Here is a 22,912-nt window from a genome sequence, read left to right as displayed (position 1 = left end):
AGTCGGGAGTGCGGTGGTTGGGTTGGGTGGGTTGTGGAAGACGGGGACAGGCCTTGTGCACGGTGTGGTTGAAAGTGTGGTAGGGGTGCGGGTTTTGGGTGTGCGGTGTGGCTGGGAGTGAGGTGGTTCGGGTTGGGGCGGGGTGTTCAGTGGGGGAAGAGGTTGGTCAGGGCTTCGTCGAGGGTGGGGTATTGGAAGTCGAAGCCGAGCTTGTGGAGGACTTCGGAGGTGGCGTGTCGGCCTGTGAGGCCGAGGGCTGGGTCGGTGCGGAGGAAGACGGCGCCGATGGTGAGGGCGGCCTTCGGGGTGGGGGGTGATGGGGGGCGGTGCAGGGTTCGGCGGAGGGTGGCCATGAGTTCGGTGTTACGGACGGGGAATTCGGTGGCGGCTACGAGGATGCCGTTGGGGAGGGTGATGTTCTGGTCGAGGCCGAGGGTGGCGCGGACGATCGCCAGCCAGTCCTCGATGTGGATCCAGCTGAACCATTGATCGCCGGGGCCTACGCGGCCGCCGAGGCCTGCCTTGGTGAGTTGGCCGAGGCGTTTCAGGGCGGGGGCGTCGGGGTCGAGGACGATGGAGGTGCGCAGGATCGTCCAGTGGTCGGAGCCGGCTGGGTCGAAGGCTTCCTCCCACGGCTGGGCTACGCCGGTCATCTGGGGGAGGCCTACGGGGAGGGGAGTTGTTTCGGTGCATCGGGTTTCGCCGGCGTCGGACCAGATGGCCGTGGTGCTGGCTTGGACCCAGTAGTCGATGGGGGTATCGCGCAGGCGTGCGGCGGCGACCAGAGCGGTGGTGGAATCGACTCGGCTGGAACGCAATTCGGCGACGTTGCGTTCGGTCGGCCTGCAGTCGACCAGCTTGCCCGCGAGGTTGATCACCGCGAGGCGGCCGGGTTCGCGTAGTTCGGCCGACCAGGCGCCGACCGAGCGGCCGTCCCATTCGGTCTGGCGGAACGGCAGAGCGGGGTTGCGGCGGCGGGTCAGCAGGGTGACGCGCTGGCCGCGGCAGGTCAGGTCGGCGGCGATCTGGAGACCGAGCGCACCGGTGCCGCCGGCGATGACTACGTTCAGTGCGTCGTCGGTGGGGACCAGTCCGGCCAGCCTGGCCAGGCGCGAGAAGTTCACGCGCGCATCGGTTTCGATGAACGGGCGGACCACGGCCCGGGCCGCGGCGGCGGACGGGCCGGTGAAGCGCAGTTCCTGGGTGATTTCGGTGCCACCGTCGCACGGGGTCAGCCGCCAGGTGAGGTGCATGGTGCCCGCGGGTTCGGGCTGCTCGATGCCGAGCTCACGATTCGGTTCGAACGTGGTGACGGTGAACGGCTCGGCGAACCGCCCGTGGATCCGCGCCGAGACTTTTCCGTCGGGGAGATAGTCACCGGTGGCGCCGACGGCAACCGGCCCGTGCATCCGCACTGACCGCACCCCGGGATTCCACACCGGCCACTGCTCGAGATCCGCGAGCACTTCCCACACCAATTCTGGTGCGAGCCCGATGAACTGCGTGTACTTCGTCGTACCAGCCATAGCTGAACGCTAACCCCGCCGCCTACCTAGGGGAAGCGTGCTGCTCATCACGCAACAAGACCGTCCACAAACGGTCCTCGACTACCCCTAATCGCGCTGTGAGCCGAGGCTGATGCCGCGGGTGGCGAGCCACGGGACCGGGTCGATCTTGTCGGTGCCGTTGAGCCAGACCTCGAAGTGGCAGTGCGGGCCGGTGGAGAAGCCACGGTTGCCCATGGTGGCGATCTGGTCGCCCGCCATCACGCGCTCGCCCTGCGAGACGGTGGCGGTGTCGATGTGGCCGTAGATCGTGACGGTGCCGTCGTCGTGCAGAACGCGCACCCACATGCCGAAACCGGAGGCCGGGCCCGCTTCGATGATGGTGCCGTCGGCGACCGCGTAGATCGGGGTGCCGATCGGGCCCGCGACGTCGATGCCGAGGTGCTGGACGCCCCAGCGGGCACCGAAACCGGAGGTGTAGTTGCCCGCGGCGAACTTGGCGAACAGGGGCCGCAGCTTGGCGGATTCCTGGGCGGCGAGGTCTTCGGCGAACTTGGCGCCCTTGGCGAGGATGTCGTCGAAGTGGTTCTTGTCGGCGATGGCGGTGGCGTCGAGTACCTGGGGTGCCGCGCCGGTGCCGGGGTCGCCGACCTCGGCCGTGCTCATCGACTGGGCGGCGATCTCGTGTACTTGGCCCGCGGCCTCGTAATCGATGCCCTGTGCGGGCTGGCCCGGATCGGCCATGGCCGCTTGACCTGCGGCGACGACGGCGCCGGCGGCCACGGCGATGACCGCGGCGCGGCCCTTCAGCGCTGCGGGCGGTGCGGGGACACGGTGTGCGCCGGCACGACGTTCGGCGCGGCGCGGCGCGGGGGCCGCTGCTTCGGCGGGCTCTTCGGCCGCGGGCGCCCAGTCGGTGCCGTACGTGCCGGTGTCATAGGACTCGTCCGCGGTCCATTCGTCCTCGGCGGGCGTCCAGGCGGCGTCGTCGGACCAGGTGGAGTTGTCGGTCCGAGCGGACTGGTCGCGCCACACGTCGTCGGTCTGCGGCCATGCGGCGGCGGGGGCTCTACGGGCCTGCGGATGCGACGTGTATTCGTCGGCGTACCGGTAACGCGGACCGGAGCTGGTGCGATTTTCGACTGGAAGGGTGGAGCGGTGGTTCATCGGATGAAGTACCTCACGCTATGTCGTCCTCCTCAGTCCTGACTTGCCCAGTCGTGACCTGGTTGTCGTGACCTGGTTGTGACATCGACCGCATTGACGGTAACGAAGCGATTGCAGAGTGGCAAGCGCTCGCCGGAAACGTACACCTCCGTGTGACATTCGTCACCGTAACGCGGCGGAATAACTCACTGTTTTCCGGCATCCCGGGTGAGGTCCGTCGACGACATAACGTAGTAGATGTCGGAGTGTTCCGGCTTTAGGCGGCCCGACCTGGCAAGGCATCGGAAAACGTCCAAAAACTACTCGCCAGTAGCCTTGGCCAGCGGTTTTCCGGGGCTCCCGTAAACGGTCGTGACCTGCGCCACTTACTATGAACGTGGTCGTTTAGCCCTCCCCGTGACTAGCTACAGTCCGATCCGACCCGCTACCGACGTCGGGCCGCCAACAAAGACGTTGTCATAGCAACGCAGACGAGACGGTGAGTACATGGATCTCTTCGAATATCAGGCGAAGGAGCTCTTCGTTAAGCACGGAGTGCCTTCGTCCGAGGGTCGTGTTTGCGACACGGCTGAAGAAGCACGCGCCATTGCCGAGGAAATCGGCAAGCCCGTGATGGTCAAGGCGCAGGTCAAGGTGGGCGGCCGCGGCAAGGCTGGCGGCGTCAAGTACGCGGCCACCCCGGAAGACGCGTTCACGCACGCGCAGAACATCCTCGGCCTCGACATCAAGGGCCACATCGTCAAGAAGCTCCTGGTCGCCGAGGCCAAGGACATCGCGGAGGAGTACTACATCTCCTTCCTGCTCGATCGCTCCAACCGCACCTACCTGGCCATGTGTTCGGTCGAGGGCGGCATGGAGATCGAAGAGGTCGCCGAGAAGACCCCCGAGCGCCTCGCCAAGATCGCCGTCGACGCCGTCAAGGGTGTCGACCTGGCCTTCGCCCGTGAGATCGCGGAGAAGGGCCACCTGCCCGCCGACGTGCTCGACGCCGCGGCCGTGACCATCCAGAAGCTGTGGGAGGTCTTCGTCAACGAGGACACCACCCTGGTCGAGGTCAACCCGCTGGTGCGCACCCCCAACGACGAGATCCTCGCCCTCGACGGCAAGGTCACCCTGGACGAGAACGCCGAGTACCGGCATCCCGACCACCTCGAGTTCGCCGACGTCGACGCGACCGACCCGCTCGAGCTCAAGGCCAAGGAAAACGACCTCAACTACGTCAAGCTCGACGGTGAGGTCGGCATCATCGGCAACGGCGCCGGTCTGGTCATGTCCACCCTGGACGTCGTCGCGTACGCCGGTGAGAACCACGGCGGCGTGAAGCCGGCCAACTTCCTCGACATCGGCGGCGGCGCTTCGGCTTCCGTGATGGCCGCGGGGCTGGATGTGATCCTGGGCGACGCGCAGGTCAAGAGCGTGTTCGTGAACGTCTTCGGTGGCATCACCGCCTGTGACGCGGTCGCCAACGGGATCGTCGGCGCGCTCGAGGTGCTCGGTGCCGCGGCCACCAAGCCGCTGGTCGTTCGTCTGGACGGCAACAACGTCGAAGAGGGTCGCCGCATCCTCGCCGAGGCCAACCACCCGCTGGTGACGCTGGCCCAGACCATGGACGAGGGCGCCGACAAGGCCGCCGAACTCGCCTTCAGCGCCAAGTAAGGAACAGCGAACATGTCCATCTTCCTGAACAAGGACAACAAGGTCATCGTCCAGGGCATCACCGGCGGCGAGGGCACCAAGCACACCGCGCTGATGCTGAAGGCGGGCACCAACGTCGTCGGCGGCGTGAACGCGCGCAAGGCCGGGACCACGGTCAAGCACACCGACAAGGCCGGCAACGAGATCGAGCTGCCCGTGTTCGCCTCCGTCGCCGAGGCGATGGAGAAGACCGGCGCCGACACCTCGATCGCGTTCGTGCCGCCCGCCTTCTCGAAGGACGCCATCGTCGAGGCCATCGACGCGGAGATCCCGCTGCTCGTGGTCATCACCGAGGGCATCCCGGTGCAGGACTCCGCCTACGCGTGGGCCTACAACGTCGAAAAGGGCTCCAAGACCCGCATCATCGGCCCGAACTGCCCCGGCATCATCACCCCCGGCGAGGCGCTGGTCGGCATCACCCCGAACAACATCACCGGCAAGGGCCCGATCGGCCTGGTGTCGAAGTCGGGCACCCTGACCTACCAGATGATGTACGAGCTGCGCGATTTCGGTTTCTCGACCGCGATCGGCATCGGCGGCGACCCGGTCATCGGCACCACCCACATCGACGCCATCGAGGCGTTCGAGAAGGACCCCGAGACCAAGATCATCGTCATGATCGGCGAGATCGGTGGCGACGCCGAGGAACGTGCGGCCGCGTACATCAAGGCCAACGTGACCAAGCCGGTCGTCGGCTACGTCGCCGGTTTCACCGCGCCCGAGGGCAAGACCATGGGCCACGCAGGCGCCATCGTCTCCAGTGGTGGCGGCACCGCGCAGGCCAAGCAGGAAGCGCTCGAGGCCGCAGGTGTGAAGGTCGGCAAGACGCCGTCCGCGACCGCCGCGCTCGCCCGCGAGATCCTGGAGAAGGCGTCCATCGCTTCTGCCTGATCTCAATCTCACATCTTCGAAGGCCGCCTTCAGGTTTAACCTGGGCGGCCTTCGTCGATTTATCCACAGGCGGTGGTTTATCCACAGCCTGCATCGGTAGGTGATGACCGGGGGCGTGGCGTGCAGTAGCGTCAGGTATCGGATCAGGCACCAGTCAGTTCGACGCGACCGATGCGCACGACTCGACAAGGAGACGACGAGACATGTCATACCCGACCGGGGGCTCCGGGTACAACACACCCGCGACACCCGCCGCGCCTCAGGGCCAGAGCACCGGAGCCGCTGCGGCTGCGCCATCGACCGGTTCGGAAAGCTCCCCAGCCAAGGGGCTGCCGTTCATTCTGACCGCGGCGACTGCCGGACTCGGTGTGCTGACGTTCCTGCTCGGCTTCCTGCCGTACATCGGTTCCGAGCCGACCACCATCGGCGGCACCACCATCGGCACCGATGTCACGTTCAGCCTGTTCGAGTGGTCGGGCAACGGCGCGATTCTCGCGCTGCTGCTGGTCGCCGGCCTGCTGGCCGGGGTGTCGCTGCTGCCGAAGCAGGATCTGCTCGGCGTGGCCGCCGCGACCGCGCTCGCCGGTTTCCTCACCCTGGTGATCGTGACCTTCGTCGGCGCTCCCGACGGCTCCGAGCTCGAGATCGGCGCCTACCTGGTGCTGGTGCTCGGCTTCGCGACCGCCGCCGTCGCCGTCGCGGGGCTGCTCTTCAAGCTGGGGATCATCAAGGCACCCGCGCCGAAACCGGCTCAGCCGCAACAGCAGCCGGGCCAATACGGTCAGTACGGCCAGCAGCCGGGCTACGGCCAGCAGGGCTACGGCCAGAACACCGGCCAGCAGTCCTACGGCCAGACCGGTTACGGCCAGACCCAGACCGGTGGGCAGTACCCGCAGCAGTCGCCGTACGGCCAGCAGAGTTCGCCGTCGATGCCGCAGGCACCGCAGCCGTCCTACGGCCAGCCGGGTCAGCAGGCCTACGGTCAGCCCGGTCAGCAGCCGCCGCAGTCGCCGTACGGCCAGCAGTACGGCGCGCCGCAGCAGCAGGCGTCGCCGTACGGTGCGGCGCCGCAGGCACAGCCGCGTCCGGATGAGAGCGCGACGCAGACCTTCGGCGGTGCGCAGCCGCAGGGCCAGCCGTTCGGTGCGCCGAACTTCGGTGGCGCGCAGCAGCCTGCGCCCGGGCAGCCGCAGCCGTTCGGTGGTGAGCAGACCGCCGATCCGGCGGCCGACGCCACCACGGCGTTCCGCCCGAACGACGACAACAAGTAGAACCGAAGAACAGAACGGCTGCCGCGTGGTGGTCCAGGATCGATCGCGAGCCCACAGGTACGCCTGTGGGCTCGCGGCGCGCCTGACCCGCGGCCGCCGGGGAAGCTGACACGCTGAATTGTCATGAGCGCCCGTAACTCCCTCGTGCGCCGGACCTCCGGGTCACGCGGCATCGGGGAGACCGTCGTCGCACCACCGTCCGGGCCCGAGCCCGGCTGGTGGTCACTCTCGCCCGAGCGGGCGCGGACCCTGCTGCTGGTCGCGGCGCGGCCGACGATCACCGCCTTGGCGGCCACGGTGCTGCTCGTGCTCGTGGTCATGCTCACCACCGGTACCGATCTCACCAGTGCGCCCGCCGCGGTCGCCGCGACTTGGCTTGCCGCCCATCAGGTTCCGCTCACAGTCGGCCGGACGACGCTCGGCCTGCTCCCGCTGGTGCCGACGGCGGTCCTGGTCTGGCTGGCCGCCCGCGAATGCGCGCGTGCGGTCCCCAACCGGCCGACCCCGGTCGAGCTGGGCTGGCTGACCGGTGCGGTGCTGGCCGGGCCGCTGCTCATGACGGCCGTCTGCCTCGCCGTCACCGGTGATGCCGCAGGCGTCATCCCGCTCGAATCGCCCGGCCCGATCGCGGCGTTCGGGTGGGTGCTCGTGCTGTATCTGGGCGCGGCAGCCGCCGGAATCGCGAGCCGGGCGTGGAGTTCGGTGTGCGCGTTCGTGCCGATCGAGATCCCGGTTTGGGCGGTCCTCGGCGCCCGGGCAGCGCGACGCACCGTCTTGCGCATGCTCGGCTGTGCCGCGCTGGCCACCGTGATCTCGTTCTTCGTGCATCTGTCCCGGCTCGACGGCGCTTTTCAGCAGGCACACAACGCCACCGATGTACTTGGTATGACCCTGCTCTCCCTGCTCTATCTGCCGAATGTGGTGATCGGCGCGGCAGGCATCCTCAGTGGGGCGGCCGTGCTGTTCGGGGCCGGATCGGTGGGTCTGTTCGGGGTGACGGGCGGACACATGCCGGTCGTGCCCGCGCTGATTCCCGTCCCGGAAGGACCCGCGTCCCCGTGGTGGGCCGTGCTGCTGCTCGTCCCGCTCGCCGTCGGGGTGCTCGGCGGGATCGAACTCGGCCGCACCAGCGACGACCGGCCCGGCGCGCCGTGGGCGACGCTCACGTGTGCCGCGCTGTCCACGCTGACGTTCCTGGTGCTCGCGATTCTCGGCAGCGGTCAGCTCGGCGCCGTCGGATGGGTCGGTGTCGATCTGCTGATGCTGGTCGTGCTGATGGTCACCTGGTTCGGTTTCGGCGGCTTCGTCGGGATGGTGTTCGCCCGCCGCTTCCTGACGCCGACCGAGCCCGAGGAGGACTACGACGCCGACGACGAGTACGAGTACGAGGACTACTACTACTACGACGACGACGAGTACGACGACGATCCCGCCGACGACGACCCGGTCGAATACGACGATCCCGCAGTCGAAGTCGACGGCGAACTGGTCGAGGACTTCGACGACGAGCTCGAAGTGAGCATCGCCGCACCCGGCTCCACCGACGAGCCCGCCGACGACATCGTCGACGTCGAAGTGGTCGAGTCGGACCTGCCGGACGAGGACAAGACCCCCGGTCGCTAAGCTCGACCCGGCGCCTATCGCCATCGCCGCCGCCCGATCACACGCAGGAGTAGAGCGCTGACGTCCTCGTTTGCCCCGTGGAAGCCCGCCAGAACACCGGCTACCGTCGTCGTTCTGGCCTCGGGCACCGGCTCGCTGCTCAACGCACTGCTGGCCGCCGCGCGCGAGCCCGGCTACCCGGCGCAGATCGTGGCAGTCGGTGTCGACCGGGACTGCCCGGCCACCGCGCATGCCGACGCCGCCGGAGTGCCGCACTTCAAGGTGGGACTCAAAGATTTCGCCGATCGGGAAGCCTGGAACGTCGCCCTCACCGAGGCAGTCGACGCGCACAAGCCCGATCTGGTGGTCCTGGCGGGCTTCATGAAAATCCTCGGCCCCGCGTTCATGGAACGTTTCGGCGGCCGGCTCATCAACACCCACCCCGCGCTGCTGCCGTCGTTCCCCGGCGCGCACGGGGTGCGTGACGCGCTCGCCTACGGGGTCAAGGTCACCGGCTGCACCGTGCACCTGGTCGACGCGGGCGTGGACACCGGCCCGGTCCTCGCGCAGGAAGCGGTCGCCGTGATGCCCGGCGACGACGAGGACACGCTGCAGGAGCGCATCAAAGTTGTCGAGCGACGGTTACTGGCGGAGGTCATCGCCGCCGTCGCGACGCGAGGCATTGTCTCCGACGGACGAAAGGCAGAAATACCAGTGAGCGAGCACGCCGGTGAGTGAACGTAAGGCGATCCAGAGGGCGCTGGTGAGCGTCTACGACAAGACGGGGCTCATCGAGCTCGCCACCGGGCTGCACGCGGCCGGTGTGGAGCTGGTGTCGACCGGGTCGACCGCGGGCAAGATCGCCGAGGCCGGTATCCCGGTCACCAAGGTCGAGGATCTGACCGGGTTCCCGGAGACCCTGGACGGCCGGGTCAAGACGCTGCACCCCCGGGTGCACGCGGGCATCCTGGCCGACACGCGGCGCGCCGAGCATGTCGATCAGCTCGTGGAGCTGGGTGTCGAGGCGTTCCAGCTGGTGGTGGTGAACCTGTACCCGTTCACCCAGACCGTGGCCAGTGGCGCGAGCGTCGACGAGTGTGTCGAGCAGATCGACATCGGCGGGCCGTCGATGGTGCGTGCCGCCGCGAAGAACCACCCCTCCGTGGGTGTGGTCGTCGACGTCAGCGATTACGACGACGTGCTCGCCGCGGTGAAGTCCGGCGGGTTCACCCTCGCCGAGCGGACCGCGCTGGCCGCCAAGGCCTTCCAGCACACCGCGAGCTACGACGTGGCCGTCGCGAGCTGGATGGGCTCGGTCGCCGTGCCCGCCGTCGCCGAGGAGACCGAGCAGTTCCCCGGCTGGGTCGCCGGTTCGTGGGAGCGTGCCGCGGTGCTGCGCTACGGCGAGAACCCGCACCAGGCCGCCGCGTTGTACACCAGCAACGACGGCACGGTCGGGATCGCGCAGGCGAAGCAGTTGCACGGCAAGGAGATGTCGTACAACAACTACACCGACGGTGACGCCGCCTGGCGTGCCGCGTTCGACTTCGACGAGCCCGCTGTCGCGGTGATCAAGCACGCCAACCCGTGTGGCATCGCCGTCGCCGCCGATATCGCCGAGGCGCATCGCAAGGCGCACGCGACCGATCCGGTCAGTGCTTACGGTGGCGTGATCGCCGCGAACCGTGAGGTCAGCGTGGAGATGGCCGAGCAAGTCGCCGAGATCTTCACCGAGGTGATCATCGCTCCCGGGTACGCGCCCGGCGCGGTGGAAGTGTTGCAGCGCAAGAAGAACGTGCGCGTGCTGGTGGCCGACGCCCCGCAGCGCAAGGGCGTGGAACTGCGCCCGATCAGCGGCGGTGCGCTGCTGCAGGACCGCGACGTGCTCGACGCCGCGGGCGACGATCCGGTCAACTGGACCCTGGCGGCGGGCGACCCGGCTGATGTCACCACCCTGGCCGACCTCGAATTCGCCTGGCGCGCATGCCGTTCGGTGAAGTCGAACGCGATCCTGCTCGCCGAGGACGGCGCCGCGGTCGGCGTCGGCATGGGTCAGGTCAACCGCGTCGACTCCTGCAAGCTCGCCGTCGAGCGCGCGGGTGAGCGGGCAAAGGGCTCCGTCGCCGCCTCCGACGCCTTCTTCCCGTTCTCGGACGGGCCGGAGATCCTGGTGGCCGCGGGCGTTCGCGCGATCGTGCAGCCCGGTGGTTCGATCCGCGACAAGGACACCATCGAGCTCTGCAAGGAAGCGGGCGTCACCCTGTACCTGACGGGTGCCCGCCACTTCGCGCACTGATCCCAGAAGCGGGTGCCGCGCCGAATCCTCGGTGCGGCACCCGTTTTCGTTTATCCGGCGTCGAGCACCGTGCGGGTTCCCAGCGGGTCTCGGAGGGGGATTTCCAGCGTGCCGAGGATCATGTTCATGGTGCACATCTTGTTCACGGAATCCGCCCGCGTGCCGGCGCGCAGGGCGACGGTGACGGTCTCGGGAGTTTCGGTGACCGTGGCGTCGACGGCGTAGCACTCGGGGTTGCCGGTCTCGAAGTTGACGCCGATCTTGTTGTCGCTCACGCGATTCCAGGACGTGAAGGGAATCGGGTGTGGGTCGACGAGGGTGGGATCGGCGGTGAGTAGTTGGCCGATACCGGGATTCGGAGCTTCGGGACGGGTGTTCGTGTGCGACGTATCCGGTTGGGGCGCAGGATCATCCGAGGTTGCGCAGCCGGTGAGGGGTGCGATCAGCACGGCCACGGCTGCCGCGGCGACAGTGTAACGCGACATCGTTGTCATGGTTGCACCATAGTCCGCACGGCCACACCGTGAACTTTCCGCGAACCCTGCGCATAACCCCTCCGTATGCCCGCCGCGAGGACTACATTCGGCTGCGATGTGGCTGTGGCAATCGGCCGGCATCTCCTGTTGGGCTCTGCAATTGGCAACCTTCGAAAGGAACAACGTGGCCGACACGCTGCGCGTAGGCGAAGAACTGGGACTTGGTCAGTCCCTGACCGGCGGTGCTTACACCCTGACACTGCAGCCGGACGGCAACCTGGTGCTGACCGAGCCCGACGGCAACGTCGTCTGGGCCGCGATGACGCACGGGCAGGACGCGCAGCGCGCGGCCCTGCAGCACGACGGCGACTTCGTCGTCTACAGCGGTGGCGGCGCGCGCATCTGGGCGACCGACACCAGCGGCAAGAATGTCGAGAAGCTGGTCGTGCAGCCCGACCGCAACGTGGTGCTCTACGGCACCGACGGTTCAGTCGCGTGGGCTACCGCCACCGTCACCGACAACCCGCTGCCCGCTCCCGGGCCGGTCGCCGCCGCCCCGATCGCCGAAGAGGTCCCGCCGCCGCCCGCCGCGCAGACCTACACGGTCGAGTCGGGCGACACCCTGTGGGCCATCTCGGAGCGCTTCTACGGTGACGGCAACCGTTACCAGGAGATCGCCTCGGCCTCGGGGATCGACAATCCGGACCTCATCAACGAGGGCCAGGTACTGACCATTCCGTGATATCGGCGCGCTGGCGCGCGCGTGTCCGCGGCCCTGAGGGGCCGCCGGTCAGGCACCGTTGCTTGCTCCTTCGTCGCCTACGCAACGGCGCCTGACCGGCGACCCGGCCGCGGACGGGTCGGTCGTAAGACTCCCTCCGTGGGGGTCGGCTTTTCGAATGAAAGTGGCCCCGAAGCTATTGCCTCGGGGCCACTTTCGCGCGTACTGCTACTTGGTCGTGGTGAACGGCAGCAGCGCCATCTCGCGGGCGTTCTTCACCGCGACGGCGACTTGACGCTGCTGCTGCGGGGTCAGGCCGGTGACGCGGCGGCTGCGAATCTTGCCGCGATCGGAGATGAAGGTGCGCAGCAGATTGACGTCTTTGTAGTCGACGTACTCGATGCCCGCGGCGATCAGCGGATTCTTCTTCGGCTTACGGCCCTGGTCGGCGCGTGCCTTCTTGGACGGTGCTCGCTTCACTGCCATGCGATCTCCTCACCAGCTCGATTTGTGGACCCCGGGGAGCTCACCCCGATGGGCCATCTCGCGCACACGAACACGGGAGAGGCCGAATTTGCGGAGATAGCCGCGTGGGCGGCCGTCAGCAGCGTCCCGATTGCGCAAGCGTACCGGACTGGCATTGCGCGGTTGGCTGCGCAGTTCGGCCTGGGCGGCGGCGCGCTCGGCGTCGCCGGTGCTCGGCTTGCGGATGAGTTCCTTGAGCTCGGCACGCCGGGTCGCGAACCGTTCGACGATCTCGCGCCGCTGCTCGTTGCGGGCGATCTTGGACTTCTTCGCCATCAGCGCTCCTCGCGGAAGTCGACGTGGCGGCGCACGACGGGGTCGTACTTGCGCAGCACCAGCCGGTCGGGATCGTTGCGGCGGTTCTTGCGGGTGACGTAGGTGAAGCCGGTGTCGGCGGTGGACTTCAGCTTGACGATCGGCCGGATATCGGTCGCTTTCGAGGCCATGTTCAGCTCCTAGATCTTGTCCCCGCGAGCGCGGATGCGGGCCACCACAGCCTCGATCCCGTCGCGGTCGATGGTCTTGATGCCCTTGGTGGAGACCGTCAGCGTGACGCGGCGGCCCTCGCTGGGCAGGTAGTAGGTCTTGTGCTGGATGTTGGGGTTCCAGCGTCGGTTGGTGCGCCGGTGCGAGTGCGAGACGGCTTTTCCGAAGCCGGGCTTACGACCGGTGACCTGGCAGTGGGCCGACATGCGACCTCCTTCCATGGTTATGACAACCATTTTCGACAACGATTATTCCGCACTGTACAGTCGCCCCGAGGTAAATGAAAATCATTGTCGAAAGGGGTTTCGGATGCTGGACCAGGCAGACCGGAGAACGCCCGTGGTGCTGCTGGCCGGCTTCTCCGGACCCGCCATGGGCGGCGTCGAGCACATCGCGGCGATGTTGGGCGAGGACGCCGGGACTGTGGTGCTGCATCACGATCTCGCCGAACTGCGCGAAGGTGTGGTGCGCCGCACGATGACCACCGCGGGCACCACGAGCGTCACGGTGCTCGAGCTGGCGCACGGGTGTGTGTCGTGCACGCTGCGTGCCGACCTGCTGCCGATGCTGTGCACGCTCGCGGCGCGCGAACACGTCAAGCGGATCGTGCTGGCGCTGGATCCGGGCATCGAGGCCGAGGCGTTGTGCCACGCGATCGAGCATGTAGTCGTCAGCGGGGTGGCCGATCGCGTCGACGGGCCCACCGGGCGCACCGTGCGGATCGAGGCGGTGCTGACCTGTCTCGACGGGCAGCAGTGGCTGGCCGACGCCACCGGCGACGAGGTACTGGCCGATCGCGGGCTCGCCTCGGCCGACGACGAGCGCACGGTCGCGCAGGTGGCCGTCGGTCAGGTCGACTTCGCCGACGCGCTGGTAGTGCTCACCGCCGGCGCCGACGCGCTCGACCTCGAGCGCCTCGGGGCCGTGCTGACCAGGCTCACGCCCGCCGCGCCGATCGCCTGGCTGCATGACCTACCCGGCCTCGACGCCATCGAAATCGGTGCCCTGCTGACGCGCGTGCCCGCGGAGTCGCGCCGCGGCCGGATCTTCGACGCGCACGCGCCGCTGTTGCGCGGACAGCCGCCGCTGAGCACCGACTGCGGCGTCTCGATCGTCGAGTTCGCCGCGCGCAGGCCGTTCCATCCCGAGCGGCTGCACGAGGCGCTCGACGTCCTGTTCGACGGTGTTGTCACCGCCCGCGGCCGGATCTGGCTGGCCACCCAGCCCGACCATGTGGTCTGGCTCGAGTCGGCCGGTGGCGGGCTGCGGGTCGGCGGCGCCGGGCGCTGGTTGGCCGCGATGAGCGCCGAGGAACAGGCCGCCGCCGACCCGGACCGGCGGGCGATGGCCGCGCTGGGCTGGGACGAGCGGTTCGGCGATCGCGATGTGTCGCTGGTGATCCTGGCCCACGACGCCGACCCCGCCGAGATCCGGCACGCCCTGCACTGGGCGCTGGTCGAGGACGACGAACTACTGCTCGTCGACCGGGCCCCGGAACGAGTCGCGTTGTGGGAGGACCCCTTCGGCGACTGGCACCAAGATCCCTGCGCCGATCCCACCGAGGCAACAGCCTCGGCGAGCGAGCGCACAAACCCGAGAGGAGAAACGGCATGAAAGCGGGCATACACCCCGACTACCACCCCGTCGTGTTCGAGGACGCGAGCACCGGGAAACAGTTCCTGACCAGGTCAACCGCGACCAGCAGCCAGACGATCGAATGGGCCGACGGGAACACCTACCCGCTCATGCTGGTCGACGTGACCTCGGATTCGCACCCGTTCTGGACGGGCACCGCCCGCAACCTCGACACCCAGGGACGGGTCGAGAAGTTCGAGCGCAAGTACGGAAAGCGCTCCCGCGCAGGCAAGGAAGGCTGATCATGGCGGTCCCCAAGCGCAGAATGTCGCGCTCGAACACCCGCAGCAGGCGCTCGCAGTGGAAAGCGGAAGTCCCACAACTGGTCCCGGTGACCGTGGCGGGCGTCGAATACCGCGTACCGCGCCGCATCGTCAATGCCGTCCGCAAGGGAATGATCGACCCCGCCCGCCTCTGACATGACAATGGCCTGCCAGGAATGCCTGGCAGGCCATGTGTTGTCTGGAAGCTTTCAGCCCTCGCGCTCGGCGAGTTCGACCAGGGTCGCGGCGAGCTGGAAGAACTTGTTGTTGCCCAGGTCGGCGATGGTCTTGATCTTCAGCGCCTCGAGCAGCTGCTTGTCGTGCGCCTCGGTGAGGCCGGCCAGCGCCGACGGGGGCGCGGCGAGAATTTCTGCGAGCGTCTTGTTCTCGAATTCCTTGTCGAGGACTTTGTCGAGCACCACGTTGACGGCCATGCGAACTCCTTCGAACGAACCTTGGATGTGCCGGGCGAGACGAATGCGCCCTGCAGCGACCATAACTCGGTTCCCGCACTGCGTGGTGAGGTTCCACGTGGTCGGCGGTTCGTTCTGGTCGGCCCCCTGTCCAGGGGCCTTACTTCCGCACTGTTGTGCCTGTTCAGGGCCTTAAATGTGGGCGGGCGGCAACCGCTCCGTTAACGGTGTGATGCGCGCCACTTGGCATGGGCGCTCTGATCGGCTTGCGGAGGGTTTGCTGGCCATTGAATTACCAACTCTTGGTTTGTTTTTCGCCACAAGAAAATTCCCCAACCACTGATGCGGAGTCCCGCGCGGGTATGTACTCTCGTGCGGGAGGGCGGGTTCTCCGAGTCAGGAGAACCCGCTCATCGCCACTTCAGGGGCAGTTTCCCGGCGAATCTCCACAGGTCGCGAGAGCTCGGCTCAGCAGGGCGGACGACCGGAATTATTCCGACAAACCGGACGTTAGCTGGTTGCCTCTCAGTGCACCGAGACAGGCTGACGCACCTGAGCCGCCGCGTCCCGCCGATCCGGTGCCACCAGCACCGCTGTGATCGGCACCGTCAGACCGAGCGCGCCGATCACGAACATCGGGAACACCAAGTCGAACAGCGGGATCCCGGCCGGCGTCCGGATGCCCGGATCGATCGAGAACTTCAGCGCGGCGACGGCCGTGTAGTACACCGCCGCGACGCCCAGCGCGAACAGCACCGACACCAGCACTCGCATCGGCACCCGGCGGACCACCTGCGACACCCACAGCGTCGCGGTGCACAGCGCCATCGACACCAGCACGGCCACTCCGATGAGACCGAGCGACTCCTCGACGGTGCCCTGCACGGCGAGCGCGTCCAGGGTCAGAAAGGTCGAAAGCCCGACGCTCAGCCCCATCGTCAACCCGCCGATGATCAGCCGCGGCACCTGCGTGGTCCGGCCACTGATCAGCAATCCGGCCAGCACGCCGACCACCGCGATGGCCAGCGCCGCCGCACCGAGCGCGAGGTTGTACCGCATGGCGCTGTCGTTCACGCGCATCGCGAGCAGCGCCACCGAATTCGCCAGCCACAGCCCGACTCCGCCGAGCGAGACCGCCGCCATCGTCAGCCAGACCAACCGGAACTTGATCGAGTACTTCGCGTGCCGGATACAGGCGAACGCCACCAGCGCGCCGAGCGCCGACAGATCCAACGCGAGCCACGCGATACCGGTGCCGTGCGCGAAGGTTTCGGCACCGCTCGCGGCAAGCACATCAAGCACGCCTGCCCGCTCCTTCGAACTGCTGCGGCTCGAGCTGGGCGATGGCGTATTCGGTCACCGCCGCCAGCGCCTGACGGACCTCGACGGCATTGCGCGCGTCGATGTCGACGATCGGGATGCCCTCGCGCACCGAGAGCGCTTCGCGCAGTTCGGCGATGGGGAAGCGCGGGGCGTTGGGGAAGCGGTTGACCGCGATCAGGAACGGCAGTCCGCGTGCCTCGAAGAAGTCGACGGCGGCGAAACTGTCTTCCAGCCTGCGGGTGTCGATCAGCACCACCGCGCCGATGGCGCCACGGATCAGGTCGTCCCACATGAACCAGAACCGTTTCTGACCCGGCGTGCCGAACAGGTAGAGCACCAGGTTGCCGGGCAGCACGATACGCCCGAAGTCCATGGCGACGGTGGTGGTTTCCTTCTCCGGCGTCTCGGCGAGATCGTCGATGCCGTCGGAGAAGTGCGTCACCATCGCCTCGGTGCGCAGCGGCACGATCTCCGATACCGCACCGACGAAAGTCGTTTTGCCCGCACCGAATCCACCGGCCACCACGATCTTGGTCGACGCGACTCGTTGTTCCTGTGTCGGCGGGCGCATGCCATCAGAGGCCACGGAGTCCACGCAAAGTCCTCTCCATCAGTGATCGGCGTTCGTCGTAGCTCGCCTGCTCGGTCAGCGTCGAATGCACTCGAAGAATCCCGCCCACTACGAGATCGCCGATCATCACCCGGACCATACCCAGTGGGCGACCAAGGTATGCGGCAATCTCGACGACAGAAAGCCGATGTGTGGCAAGACGCACGATTTCGATCCGCAAATCGCCTGCGGACCAGTCGTTGTGCGCTGTATAAGAGACCGTTTCCACGACCGCCTCCAGGGGCAGTGCGATCGCGGGTTCGGTGCGGCCGGAGGTCAGTGCATAGGGCCTGACTCGCGTCGTGGGCCGCTGATCGGATCCGTAAGGGCTCGACATCTCACCTCAGCCGGCGGAGCGGGCGGTGGCGGTGACCGCCGAGCCCACCCGGTCGACGAGCAGTGCCATCTCGTAGCCGATCCGGCCGATGTCGTGGCTCTTGTTGGCCAGAACCGCCAGGTGCGAACCGTTTCCGACGCTCATCACCAGCAGATAGCCCCGCTGCATCTCCACGATCGACTGCATCACCTTGCCGCCGTCGAACAGGTGCGCCGCACCCATCGACAGGCTGGCCAGGCCCGCGGTGACCGCGGCCAGCTGCTCGGCGCGATCGGCGGGCAGGTGCGGACTGGTCGCCTGGAGCAATCCGTCGGCGGAGACGAGCACCGCGTGCGAGACGCCGGGCACGTCGCGGGTGAAGCGGGCGACCAACCAGTTCAGATTCTCGTCTGTGGGGTGCGCGTTGCTCATTCGAGGCCTCCGTCGTTGTACTGGATCTCGGCACGGCCGCTGCGGACGCCGCTGAGATGTCGGGTCAAGTTGTTGCGGATCTCCTCGGGGTCGCGCGCGCCCGCTTCCTCCGCGGGGGTGAGCCCGCCCGGGACGAGCTGGGCGCCCGGCTTGCGGATCGGCAGCCCGCCGCTCGTGCGCGAGGACGTGGGTGGGTGGTCCGCCTCTGCGGCGGCCGACCAGCCCGCGTCGCCGGGGGCGCTCCACGACCCGCTGTTGCCGTTACCGGATTCGGTAGGGGCGGAGGCGGGTTCGACCAGCCACTCCGAGACCATCCGCTGGTAGATCGGGGTCGGCGCCGGGCCGGAGACCGGCTGTAAACGGGTGCTCGTCGTCGGCATCGGGTCGGCGTCGACCGGCCGCGACACCGGCTCCGGCTCGGGATCCGGCGGCACGGCAGGCGTGGCGAGCTCGGCGAGTGCGTTCGCGGGTATGCGTTGCGGCAGGCCGAAGGGCGTCGAGTCGGCGGCGGGCGTAGGCGGATCGGTGGACACCGGGAGATCGTCGGTGTCGTGTTCGTGCTCGGCCCACATGCCCACCGGCGCGGCGTCCACGTCGGGCTCGACCGCGACCGGTTCCGGTGGCGGCGCCGGTACCGAGGCCGGAACGCGTTGCGGGAGACCGACGCTGGTGAGCGGGGTCTTCGGCGTGCCAGTGCCGTTGGCCGGGACGACCGGATCCGGACTCGCGGGCGTGTAGATCGGGGGCAGTGGTGATGCCGGGAGATCGGGGAGGTCGAGCCCGGTCACCGCGTCCAGAGAGACCAACGGGCGCGGGCCGATCGGCATGATCGGATTCGGGCCGGTGATGTCGGCCGGAGTCAGGGCGTACGGGCCGATTCCGGCGGGCATGATCGGATTCGGGCCGGTCGCCAGTGGATTCGGTCCGGTGGACTGGCCCGCCGACGGGACGGGCGGCGACGGCGCGACGAGCGCGCTGGGCAGATGCACACTGGCGGTGATGCCGGGCTGCGGTGCCGCACCGCTGGTCCGGCGCAGGCTGACCGTGATGGTGTGGCGCTTGGCGAGCCTGCCGACGACGAAAAGACCCATCCGGCGCGCCGTCTCGATGGTGACCTCACCACCGGAGGCGAGCCGGTCGTTGGTCGTGCGCAGATCCTCGGCCGACATGCCGAGGCCGCGGTCGGTGATCTCGATCAGATAGCCGCTGTCGACCGCCCGGCCGACGATGACCGCCACCGACGTGCTCGGCGGGGAGTAGCGCAGCGCGTTGTCGATGAGCTCGGCCAGCAGGTGCTCGATGTCGACCGCGGACTCACCGGCGACGACACCGTCGGGCACATTGCCGATCTCGACCCGCTGGTAGTCCTCCACCTGCGAGACCGCGCTCCAGAGCATGTCCGACAGCGGCACCGGCGGCAGATGACCGCGGCGCAGCACGGTGCCCGCGAGCACGAGCAGGTTGTCGCCGTTGCGGCGCATACGGGTGGCGAGGTGGTCGAGGCGGAACAGCGTCTGCAGGCGCGAGGGGTTGTCCTCGTCGTGCTCGAGTTCCTCGATGAGCGCGAGCTGCTGTTCCACCAGCGACTGACTGCGCCGCGACAGCGTCTCGAACATGTTGCCGATCTGCAGGCGCAGACGGGCCTGGTCGCCCGCGAGATTCAGGGCCTGCTCGTGGATCTCGTCGACGGCACGGGCCAGCTGGCCGATCTCGTCGGTGGAGTGCACACCCACCGGGGTGATCTCCGGCGTCGCGCCGCCGCTGCGAACCACGGCGAGCTCGTCGGGCAGCTTCACGTGAGCCACCTCGAGCGCGTCGCGTCGCAGCCTGCGCACCGGCACCACCAGGGTGCGGGCCACGGCCAGCGCGAGCGCGAGGCCCGCCAGCAGCATGCCGAGCACCAGGGTGGTCTCCCGCAGGGCGCCGGTCTGGGCGGTCGCGGTGTTGCTGTCGAGGGTGTGGTCGACGGTGTCGAGTAGCGCCGAGATGGTGGACGAATAGGTGTCGGCGCTGACCTGCAGGGTGTTGAGCACCGCGGCGTTGGTGGTCGGGTCGCCGTTGTTCTGGCTGAACACGCTGATCCGGGTCTGCACCGCGTCCAGCAATGCCGCCTGATTGCCCGCGTGCTCGGGCAGGACCATCGCGTAGGTCTTGATCATGTTCGCTTCGGCGCCGAGCTCCACGAGCATCTTCGCCCGCGCGCTCTGGCTGCGACCCGACTCGGGCGCGACGACCAGCGTGCGTTCCCTGGTGAGGATCCGGCGCGATTGGTGCAGCGCGGTCAGCTGCAGGAAGTAGCGCTGCACGACGGTGTCGTCGACCTGCGGGGTCTGGGCGAGCGCGTTGCCGATTCGTTCGCCGATCATGTCGGTCTGTTCGCTGACCATCGCCGGGGAACCGCCGCGCACCGTATTGCGCAGGGTGGCGCCGGTGGTGACGGCCGCGTTGAGCTCCCTGGCGACGCCGGGTTCGATGCGGGCCGTGCGCAGCGCGCTCTGCACCTCGGCCAGCGCCTGGTCATAGGTGGTGAGCGCGGCGTCGGTCTGCGGGTCGGCGATCGCACCCCAGTTGGCCGTCGCGGCGACGGCGAGTTGCTCGGTCGCGGTGGCGAATTTGACGACGGGACGGATGACGGTGGCCTGTTCGGTAGCCGCGCCGAGCTGCGTCATCGTCTGCAGTTCGTTGTTGATGCGCAGCACCGCGAAGGTGGTCGCGAGCATCACCGGCAGCACCAGCACCACACCGACCTTGCGCGTTACCGACCAGTTGGACAGGCTGAATTGCCAGGAGCGCGATGCAGGTTCCATCCGCGTGCGTTGCCTCTGCTTCCACGTGTGACCCCGGCCCGCGCGGGGAGGTCGCGGAGCGATGCGAGCGCAGAACCAACTGGAGGTCTTCTTTTACCGCAGGAAAGATACCGTGCTGGGTGGTCAACGGCAATCCGGGCGGCTCGTTTCATAATTCTCCGAATAGCCGCCGCCACAACGACGATTCGGCCGATCTTGTCAAGACCTACAACCGATCCGCCGAAGTGCTGTGCGCGGACACGTCGACTCGCCCGGCGGCCCTCTCAGTACGTTCTCAGTCGATCACGGCAAACTACAGCCATGCGCATTCTGGTAGTCGACGACGATCGCGCGGTGCGGGAATCACTGCGCCGGTCACTGAGCTTCAACGGCTACACCGTCGACCTCGCCGTCGACGGTCTGGACGCACTGGAAAAAGTGACCGCATCCAGGCCCGATGCCCTCGTCCTAGACGTCATGATGCCGCGCCTGGATGGCCTCGAAGTGTGCCGCCGACTGCGCAGTACGGGCGACGATCTGCCGATTCTCGTTTTGACCGCGCGCGATTCGGTATCCGAACGGGTGGCCGGGCTCGACGCGGGTGCCGACGATTATTTGCCGAAGCCTTTCGCGTTGGAGGAATTGCTCGCGCGTTTACGGGCGTTGCTTCGCCGGCGTACGCCAGATCCTGGTGAAGCGTCCGAGGCGATGGTGTTCGCTGACTTGTCGCTGGATCCGGTCACCCGCGAGGTTTCGCGCGGCGAACGCGCGATCAGCCTGACGCGCACCGAGTTCTCGTTGCTCGAGATGCTGATGGCCAATCCGCGCCGGGTACTCACCCGCGGCCGGATCCTCGAAGAGGTCTGGGGCTACGACTTTCCCACCTCCGGCAACGCGCTGGAGGTCTACATCGGCTATTTGCGGCGCAAGACCGAGGCCGACGGCGAAGAGCGATTGATCCACACCGTGCGTGGCGTCGGCTACGTGCTGCGCGAGACCCCTCCGTAGGCGGGCGCTATGGCACACAAGGAACCGGTGGTCGCCGTTCTCGGCAGGCCGCTCGACGCGAGCGAGATGCGTCCCCCGACCCCGCTGACCAGGTCGGTCTCGCTGCGCTGGCGGGTGACCCTGCTGGCGGCGTCGGTGGTGCTGATCGCGGTCGCGCTCACCTCGATCGCGGCCTACGCGATGGTGGCGCGCGCGTTGTACGCCGATGTCGACGCGCAGCTGGAGGCGCGCGCGGCGACGATGATCAACAACAATTTCGAGACCGCCGGTTTCCAGTCGATCGTGCTGGCGGGGCTGTTCTCCAACGATGTCGGCGTCGCGTTGATCTACTCCGGCCACAAGCCGTATATGCCGCCCCAGCAGACGATTCCGCCGGTCGGCGCCCAGGAGCTCGCCGTGGCCGACGGCAAGATCAGCTCCTCGCTGCGCACCGTCGGCGACCAACGGGTCCTCGCCGCGCGCACGAACAGCGGCGCGACGCTGATCATCTCGCAGAAGCTCTACCGCACCCGCGAGGTGCTCGACCAGCTGGCCTGGCTGCTGTTCGTGGTCGGCGCGTGCGGTGTGGTGCTGGCCGCCGCGGCAGGCACCGCGGTGGGGCGCACCGGCCTTCGCCCGATCGCCCGGCTCACGGCGGCGACCGAGCGCATCGCCCGCACCGATGACCTGACGCCGATTCCGGTGACCGGTGACGACGAATTAGCCAGTCTCACCGAGAGTTTCAACACGATGCTGCGGGCGCTGACCGAATCACGCGATCGTCAGCGCAGGCTCGTCGCCGACGCGGGCCACGAGCTGCGGACCCCGCTCACCTCACTGCGGACCAATATGGAGCTGCTCATCGCCTCGGGCAGGCCGGGCGCGCCCCAGTTGCCGGACGAGGACATGGCCGAATTGCGCGCCGATGTGGTCGCACAGATCGGTGAGCTGTCGACGCTGGTCGGCGACCTGGTCGATCTCGCCCGCGAGGACGCCCCCGAAACCGTCTACGAGCGGGTGGATCTCGGTGAGGTGGCCGAGCGCGCGCTCGAGCGTGCACGGCGTCGGCGGGTGGGGATCACCTTTGTGGCCGATCTCGCGCCGTGGTTCGTCTACGGGCACGAGGCGGGGCTGGAACGGGCCGTCCTCAACGTCCTCGACAACGCGGCCAAGTGGAGTCCGCCCGACGCGGTCGTGCAGATCGCCATGCGCCCGGCCGGACCGGGCCTGCTCGAACTGGCCGTCGGCGACGCGGGACCCGGCATCCCCGCCGGCGAACGGGAACTGGTCTTCGAACGCTTCTACCGCACCACCGCCTCGCGCTCGATGCCCGGATCCGGGCTCGGGCTGGCGATCGTCAAACAGGTCGTGACCAAACACGGCGGCACCATCGCCGTCGACACCTCCGATCGCGGCGGCGCGCTGGTCCGGATCGTGCTGCCGGGGGAGGCGCCGACCGTGCTCGACGAGGTCGACGACGAGTGAGCGCCGGAGTCTCGGCGAACTGATAGT

The 22,912-nt window shown here is 68.0% G+C and carries 25 protein-coding genes; 12 read left to right on the top strand and 13 right to left on the bottom strand.

Annotated features, from left to right (window positions below; genetic code table 11):
* Window positions 1-146: 146 nt before the first annotated feature.
* Entirely contained in the window at window positions 147-1,526 is a 1,380-nt protein-coding gene (locus ACWZHB_RS24375; RefSeq protein ID WP_427904137.1) for a DUF1731 domain-containing protein, read from the bottom strand.
* An 87-nt stretch (window positions 1,527-1,613) separates the two neighbouring features.
* Window positions 1,614-2,672: a M23 family metallopeptidase gene (locus ACWZHB_RS24370; RefSeq protein ID WP_427904136.1), complete on the bottom strand. Its 1,059-nt coding sequence runs from the start codon at window positions 2,670-2,672 to the stop codon at window positions 1,614-1,616.
* 486 nt (window positions 2,673-3,158) lie between these two features.
* Between ACWZHB_RS24370 and sucC the strand changes: the two genes are divergently transcribed.
* The 6 genes from sucC to purH all read left to right on the top strand — a co-directional run bounded on the left by sucC (window position 3,159) and on the right by purH (window position 10,427).
* Window positions 3,159-4,328 carry an ADP-forming succinate--CoA ligase subunit beta gene (gene sucC, locus ACWZHB_RS24365; RefSeq protein WP_378993279.1) on the top strand — a complete coding sequence of 390 codons (1,170 nt, stop codon included), beginning with the start codon at window positions 3,159-3,161 and terminating at the stop codon, window positions 4,326-4,328.
* Window positions 4,329-4,340: 12 nt separating this feature from the next.
* Complete coding sequence (sucD, locus tag ACWZHB_RS24360; protein ID WP_427904135.1) at window positions 4,341-5,258, top strand: succinate--CoA ligase subunit alpha; 918 nt, start codon at window positions 4,341-4,343, stop codon at window positions 5,256-5,258.
* 203 nt (window positions 5,259-5,461) lie between these two features.
* Entirely contained in the window at window positions 5,462-6,529 is a 1,068-nt protein-coding gene (locus ACWZHB_RS24355) for a DUF5336 domain-containing protein (protein WP_427904134.1), read from the top strand.
* A 123-nt stretch (window positions 6,530-6,652) separates the two neighbouring features.
* On the top strand, window positions 6,653-8,152 hold the full coding sequence (locus ACWZHB_RS24350; protein ID WP_427904133.1) for a cell division protein PerM: 1,500 nt from the start codon (window positions 6,653-6,655) through the stop codon (window positions 8,150-8,152).
* Between the two features lie 36 nt (window positions 8,153-8,188).
* A complete protein-coding gene (gene purN, locus ACWZHB_RS24345) occupies window positions 8,189-8,869 on the top strand; it encodes a phosphoribosylglycinamide formyltransferase (RefSeq protein WP_427909280.1) in 681 nt (226 codons plus the stop codon).
* On the top strand, window positions 8,862-10,427 hold the full coding sequence (purH, locus tag ACWZHB_RS24340) for a bifunctional phosphoribosylaminoimidazolecarboxamide formyltransferase/IMP cyclohydrolase (protein ID WP_427904132.1): 1,566 nt from the start codon (window positions 8,862-8,864) through the stop codon (window positions 10,425-10,427). The genes purN and purH overlap by 8 nt, the downstream gene beginning before the upstream one ends.
* A gap of 50 nt (window positions 10,428-10,477) precedes the next feature.
* Here the strand turns inward: purH and ACWZHB_RS24335 are convergent, their stop codons facing one another.
* Window positions 10,478-10,912: a hypothetical protein gene (locus ACWZHB_RS24335; RefSeq protein ID WP_427904131.1), complete on the bottom strand. Its 435-nt coding sequence runs from the start codon at window positions 10,910-10,912 to the stop codon at window positions 10,478-10,480.
* Window positions 10,913-11,087: 175 nt separating this feature from the next.
* Here ACWZHB_RS24335 and ACWZHB_RS24330 point away from each other — a divergent pair, with 175 nt between their 5' ends.
* On the top strand, window positions 11,088-11,645 hold the full coding sequence (locus tag ACWZHB_RS24330) for a LysM peptidoglycan-binding domain-containing protein (protein WP_427904130.1): 558 nt from the start codon (window positions 11,088-11,090) through the stop codon (window positions 11,643-11,645).
* A gap of 207 nt (window positions 11,646-11,852) precedes the next feature.
* Here ACWZHB_RS24330 and rpsR read toward each other — a convergent pair whose 3' ends face one another.
* Genes rpsR through rpmB form a run of 4 tightly spaced genes read right to left on the bottom strand, consistent with a single transcriptional unit; the run spans window position 11,853 to window position 12,841 of the window.
* Complete coding sequence (rpsR, locus tag ACWZHB_RS24325; RefSeq protein ID WP_067449582.1) at window positions 11,853-12,110, bottom strand: 30S ribosomal protein S18; 258 nt, start codon at window positions 12,108-12,110, stop codon at window positions 11,853-11,855.
* A gap of 9 nt (window positions 12,111-12,119) precedes the next feature.
* Entirely contained in the window at window positions 12,120-12,425 is a 306-nt protein-coding gene (gene rpsN / locus ACWZHB_RS24320; protein ID WP_427904129.1) for a 30S ribosomal protein S14, read from the bottom strand.
* Window positions 12,425-12,595, bottom strand: coding sequence for a 50S ribosomal protein L33 (rpmG, locus tag ACWZHB_RS24315; protein ID WP_378635921.1), 171 nt, complete (start codon window positions 12,593-12,595; stop codon window positions 12,425-12,427). Before rpmG ends, rpsN begins: the two co-directional genes overlap by 1 nt.
* A gap of 9 nt (window positions 12,596-12,604) precedes the next feature.
* Entirely contained in the window at window positions 12,605-12,841 is a 237-nt protein-coding gene (gene rpmB / locus ACWZHB_RS24310; protein WP_364411662.1) for a 50S ribosomal protein L28, read from the bottom strand.
* Window positions 12,842-12,944: 103 nt separating this feature from the next.
* Between rpmB and mrf the strand changes: the two genes are divergently transcribed.
* The 3 genes from mrf to rpmF are packed head-to-tail and all read left to right on the top strand — an operon-like array spanning window position 12,945 to window position 14,688.
* Window positions 12,945-14,249 carry a ribosome hibernation factor-recruiting GTPase MRF gene (gene mrf / locus ACWZHB_RS24305; protein ID WP_427904128.1) on the top strand — a complete coding sequence of 435 codons (1,305 nt, stop codon included), beginning with the start codon at window positions 12,945-12,947 and terminating at the stop codon, window positions 14,247-14,249.
* Window positions 14,246-14,512 carry a type B 50S ribosomal protein L31 gene (locus ACWZHB_RS24300; RefSeq protein ID WP_427904127.1) on the top strand — a complete coding sequence of 89 codons (267 nt, stop codon included), beginning with the start codon at window positions 14,246-14,248 and terminating at the stop codon, window positions 14,510-14,512. The genes mrf and ACWZHB_RS24300 overlap by 4 nt, the downstream gene beginning before the upstream one ends.
* A 2-nt stretch (window positions 14,513-14,514) precedes the next feature.
* Window positions 14,515-14,688 (top strand): 50S ribosomal protein L32, encoded by a 174-nt coding sequence (gene rpmF / locus ACWZHB_RS24295; RefSeq protein ID WP_056813984.1) that lies wholly within the window; start codon window positions 14,515-14,517, stop codon window positions 14,686-14,688.
* A gap of 54 nt (window positions 14,689-14,742) precedes the next feature.
* Here rpmF and ACWZHB_RS24290 read toward each other — a convergent pair whose 3' ends face one another.
* The 6 genes from ACWZHB_RS24290 to ACWZHB_RS24265 all read right to left on the bottom strand — a co-directional run bounded on the left by ACWZHB_RS24290 (window position 14,743) and on the right by ACWZHB_RS24265 (window position 20,434).
* A complete protein-coding gene (locus ACWZHB_RS24290; protein WP_278261368.1) occupies window positions 14,743-14,967 on the bottom strand; it encodes a hypothetical protein in 225 nt (74 codons plus the stop codon).
* Window positions 14,968-15,471: 504 nt separating this feature from the next.
* The gene (locus ACWZHB_RS24285; protein ID WP_427904126.1) at window positions 15,472-16,248 is read right to left on the bottom strand and encodes an MHYT domain-containing protein; all 777 of its coding nucleotides are present in this window, start codon (window positions 16,246-16,248) and stop codon (window positions 15,472-15,474) included.
* On the bottom strand, window positions 16,241-16,840 hold the full coding sequence (locus ACWZHB_RS24280) for a GTP-binding protein (protein WP_379238986.1): 600 nt from the start codon (window positions 16,838-16,840) through the stop codon (window positions 16,241-16,243). The genes ACWZHB_RS24285 and ACWZHB_RS24280 overlap by 8 nt, the downstream gene beginning before the upstream one ends.
* Before the next feature lie 4 nt (window positions 16,841-16,844).
* On the bottom strand, window positions 16,845-17,216 hold the full coding sequence (locus ACWZHB_RS24275; RefSeq protein ID WP_067449576.1) for a DUF742 domain-containing protein: 372 nt from the start codon (window positions 17,214-17,216) through the stop codon (window positions 16,845-16,847).
* Between the two features lie 6 nt (window positions 17,217-17,222).
* The gene (locus ACWZHB_RS24270; RefSeq protein ID WP_056813970.1) at window positions 17,223-17,627 is read right to left on the bottom strand and encodes a roadblock/LC7 domain-containing protein; all 405 of its coding nucleotides are present in this window, start codon (window positions 17,625-17,627) and stop codon (window positions 17,223-17,225) included.
* Window positions 17,624-20,434, bottom strand: a complete 2,811-nt coding sequence (locus ACWZHB_RS24265; RefSeq protein WP_427904125.1) for an ATP-binding protein — start codon at window positions 20,432-20,434, stop codon at window positions 17,624-17,626. The genes ACWZHB_RS24270 and ACWZHB_RS24265 overlap by 4 nt, the downstream gene beginning before the upstream one ends.
* 300 nt (window positions 20,435-20,734) lie before the next feature.
* Between ACWZHB_RS24265 and ACWZHB_RS24260 the strand changes: the two genes are divergently transcribed.
* Both ACWZHB_RS24260 and ACWZHB_RS24255 read left to right on the top strand, forming a co-directional pair.
* Complete coding sequence (locus ACWZHB_RS24260; protein ID WP_378911181.1) at window positions 20,735-21,421, top strand: response regulator transcription factor; 687 nt, start codon at window positions 20,735-20,737, stop codon at window positions 21,419-21,421.
* Between the two features lie 9 nt (window positions 21,422-21,430).
* The gene (locus tag ACWZHB_RS24255; protein ID WP_427904124.1) at window positions 21,431-22,885 is read left to right on the top strand and encodes a sensor histidine kinase; all 1,455 of its coding nucleotides are present in this window, start codon (window positions 21,431-21,433) and stop codon (window positions 22,883-22,885) included.
* The last annotated feature ends 27 nt before the right edge of the window (window positions 22,886-22,912 follow it).

It is taken from the genome of Nocardia sp. FBN12 (assembly GCF_054031145.1).
This window is presented reverse-complemented; position numbering and strand designations above follow the sequence as displayed.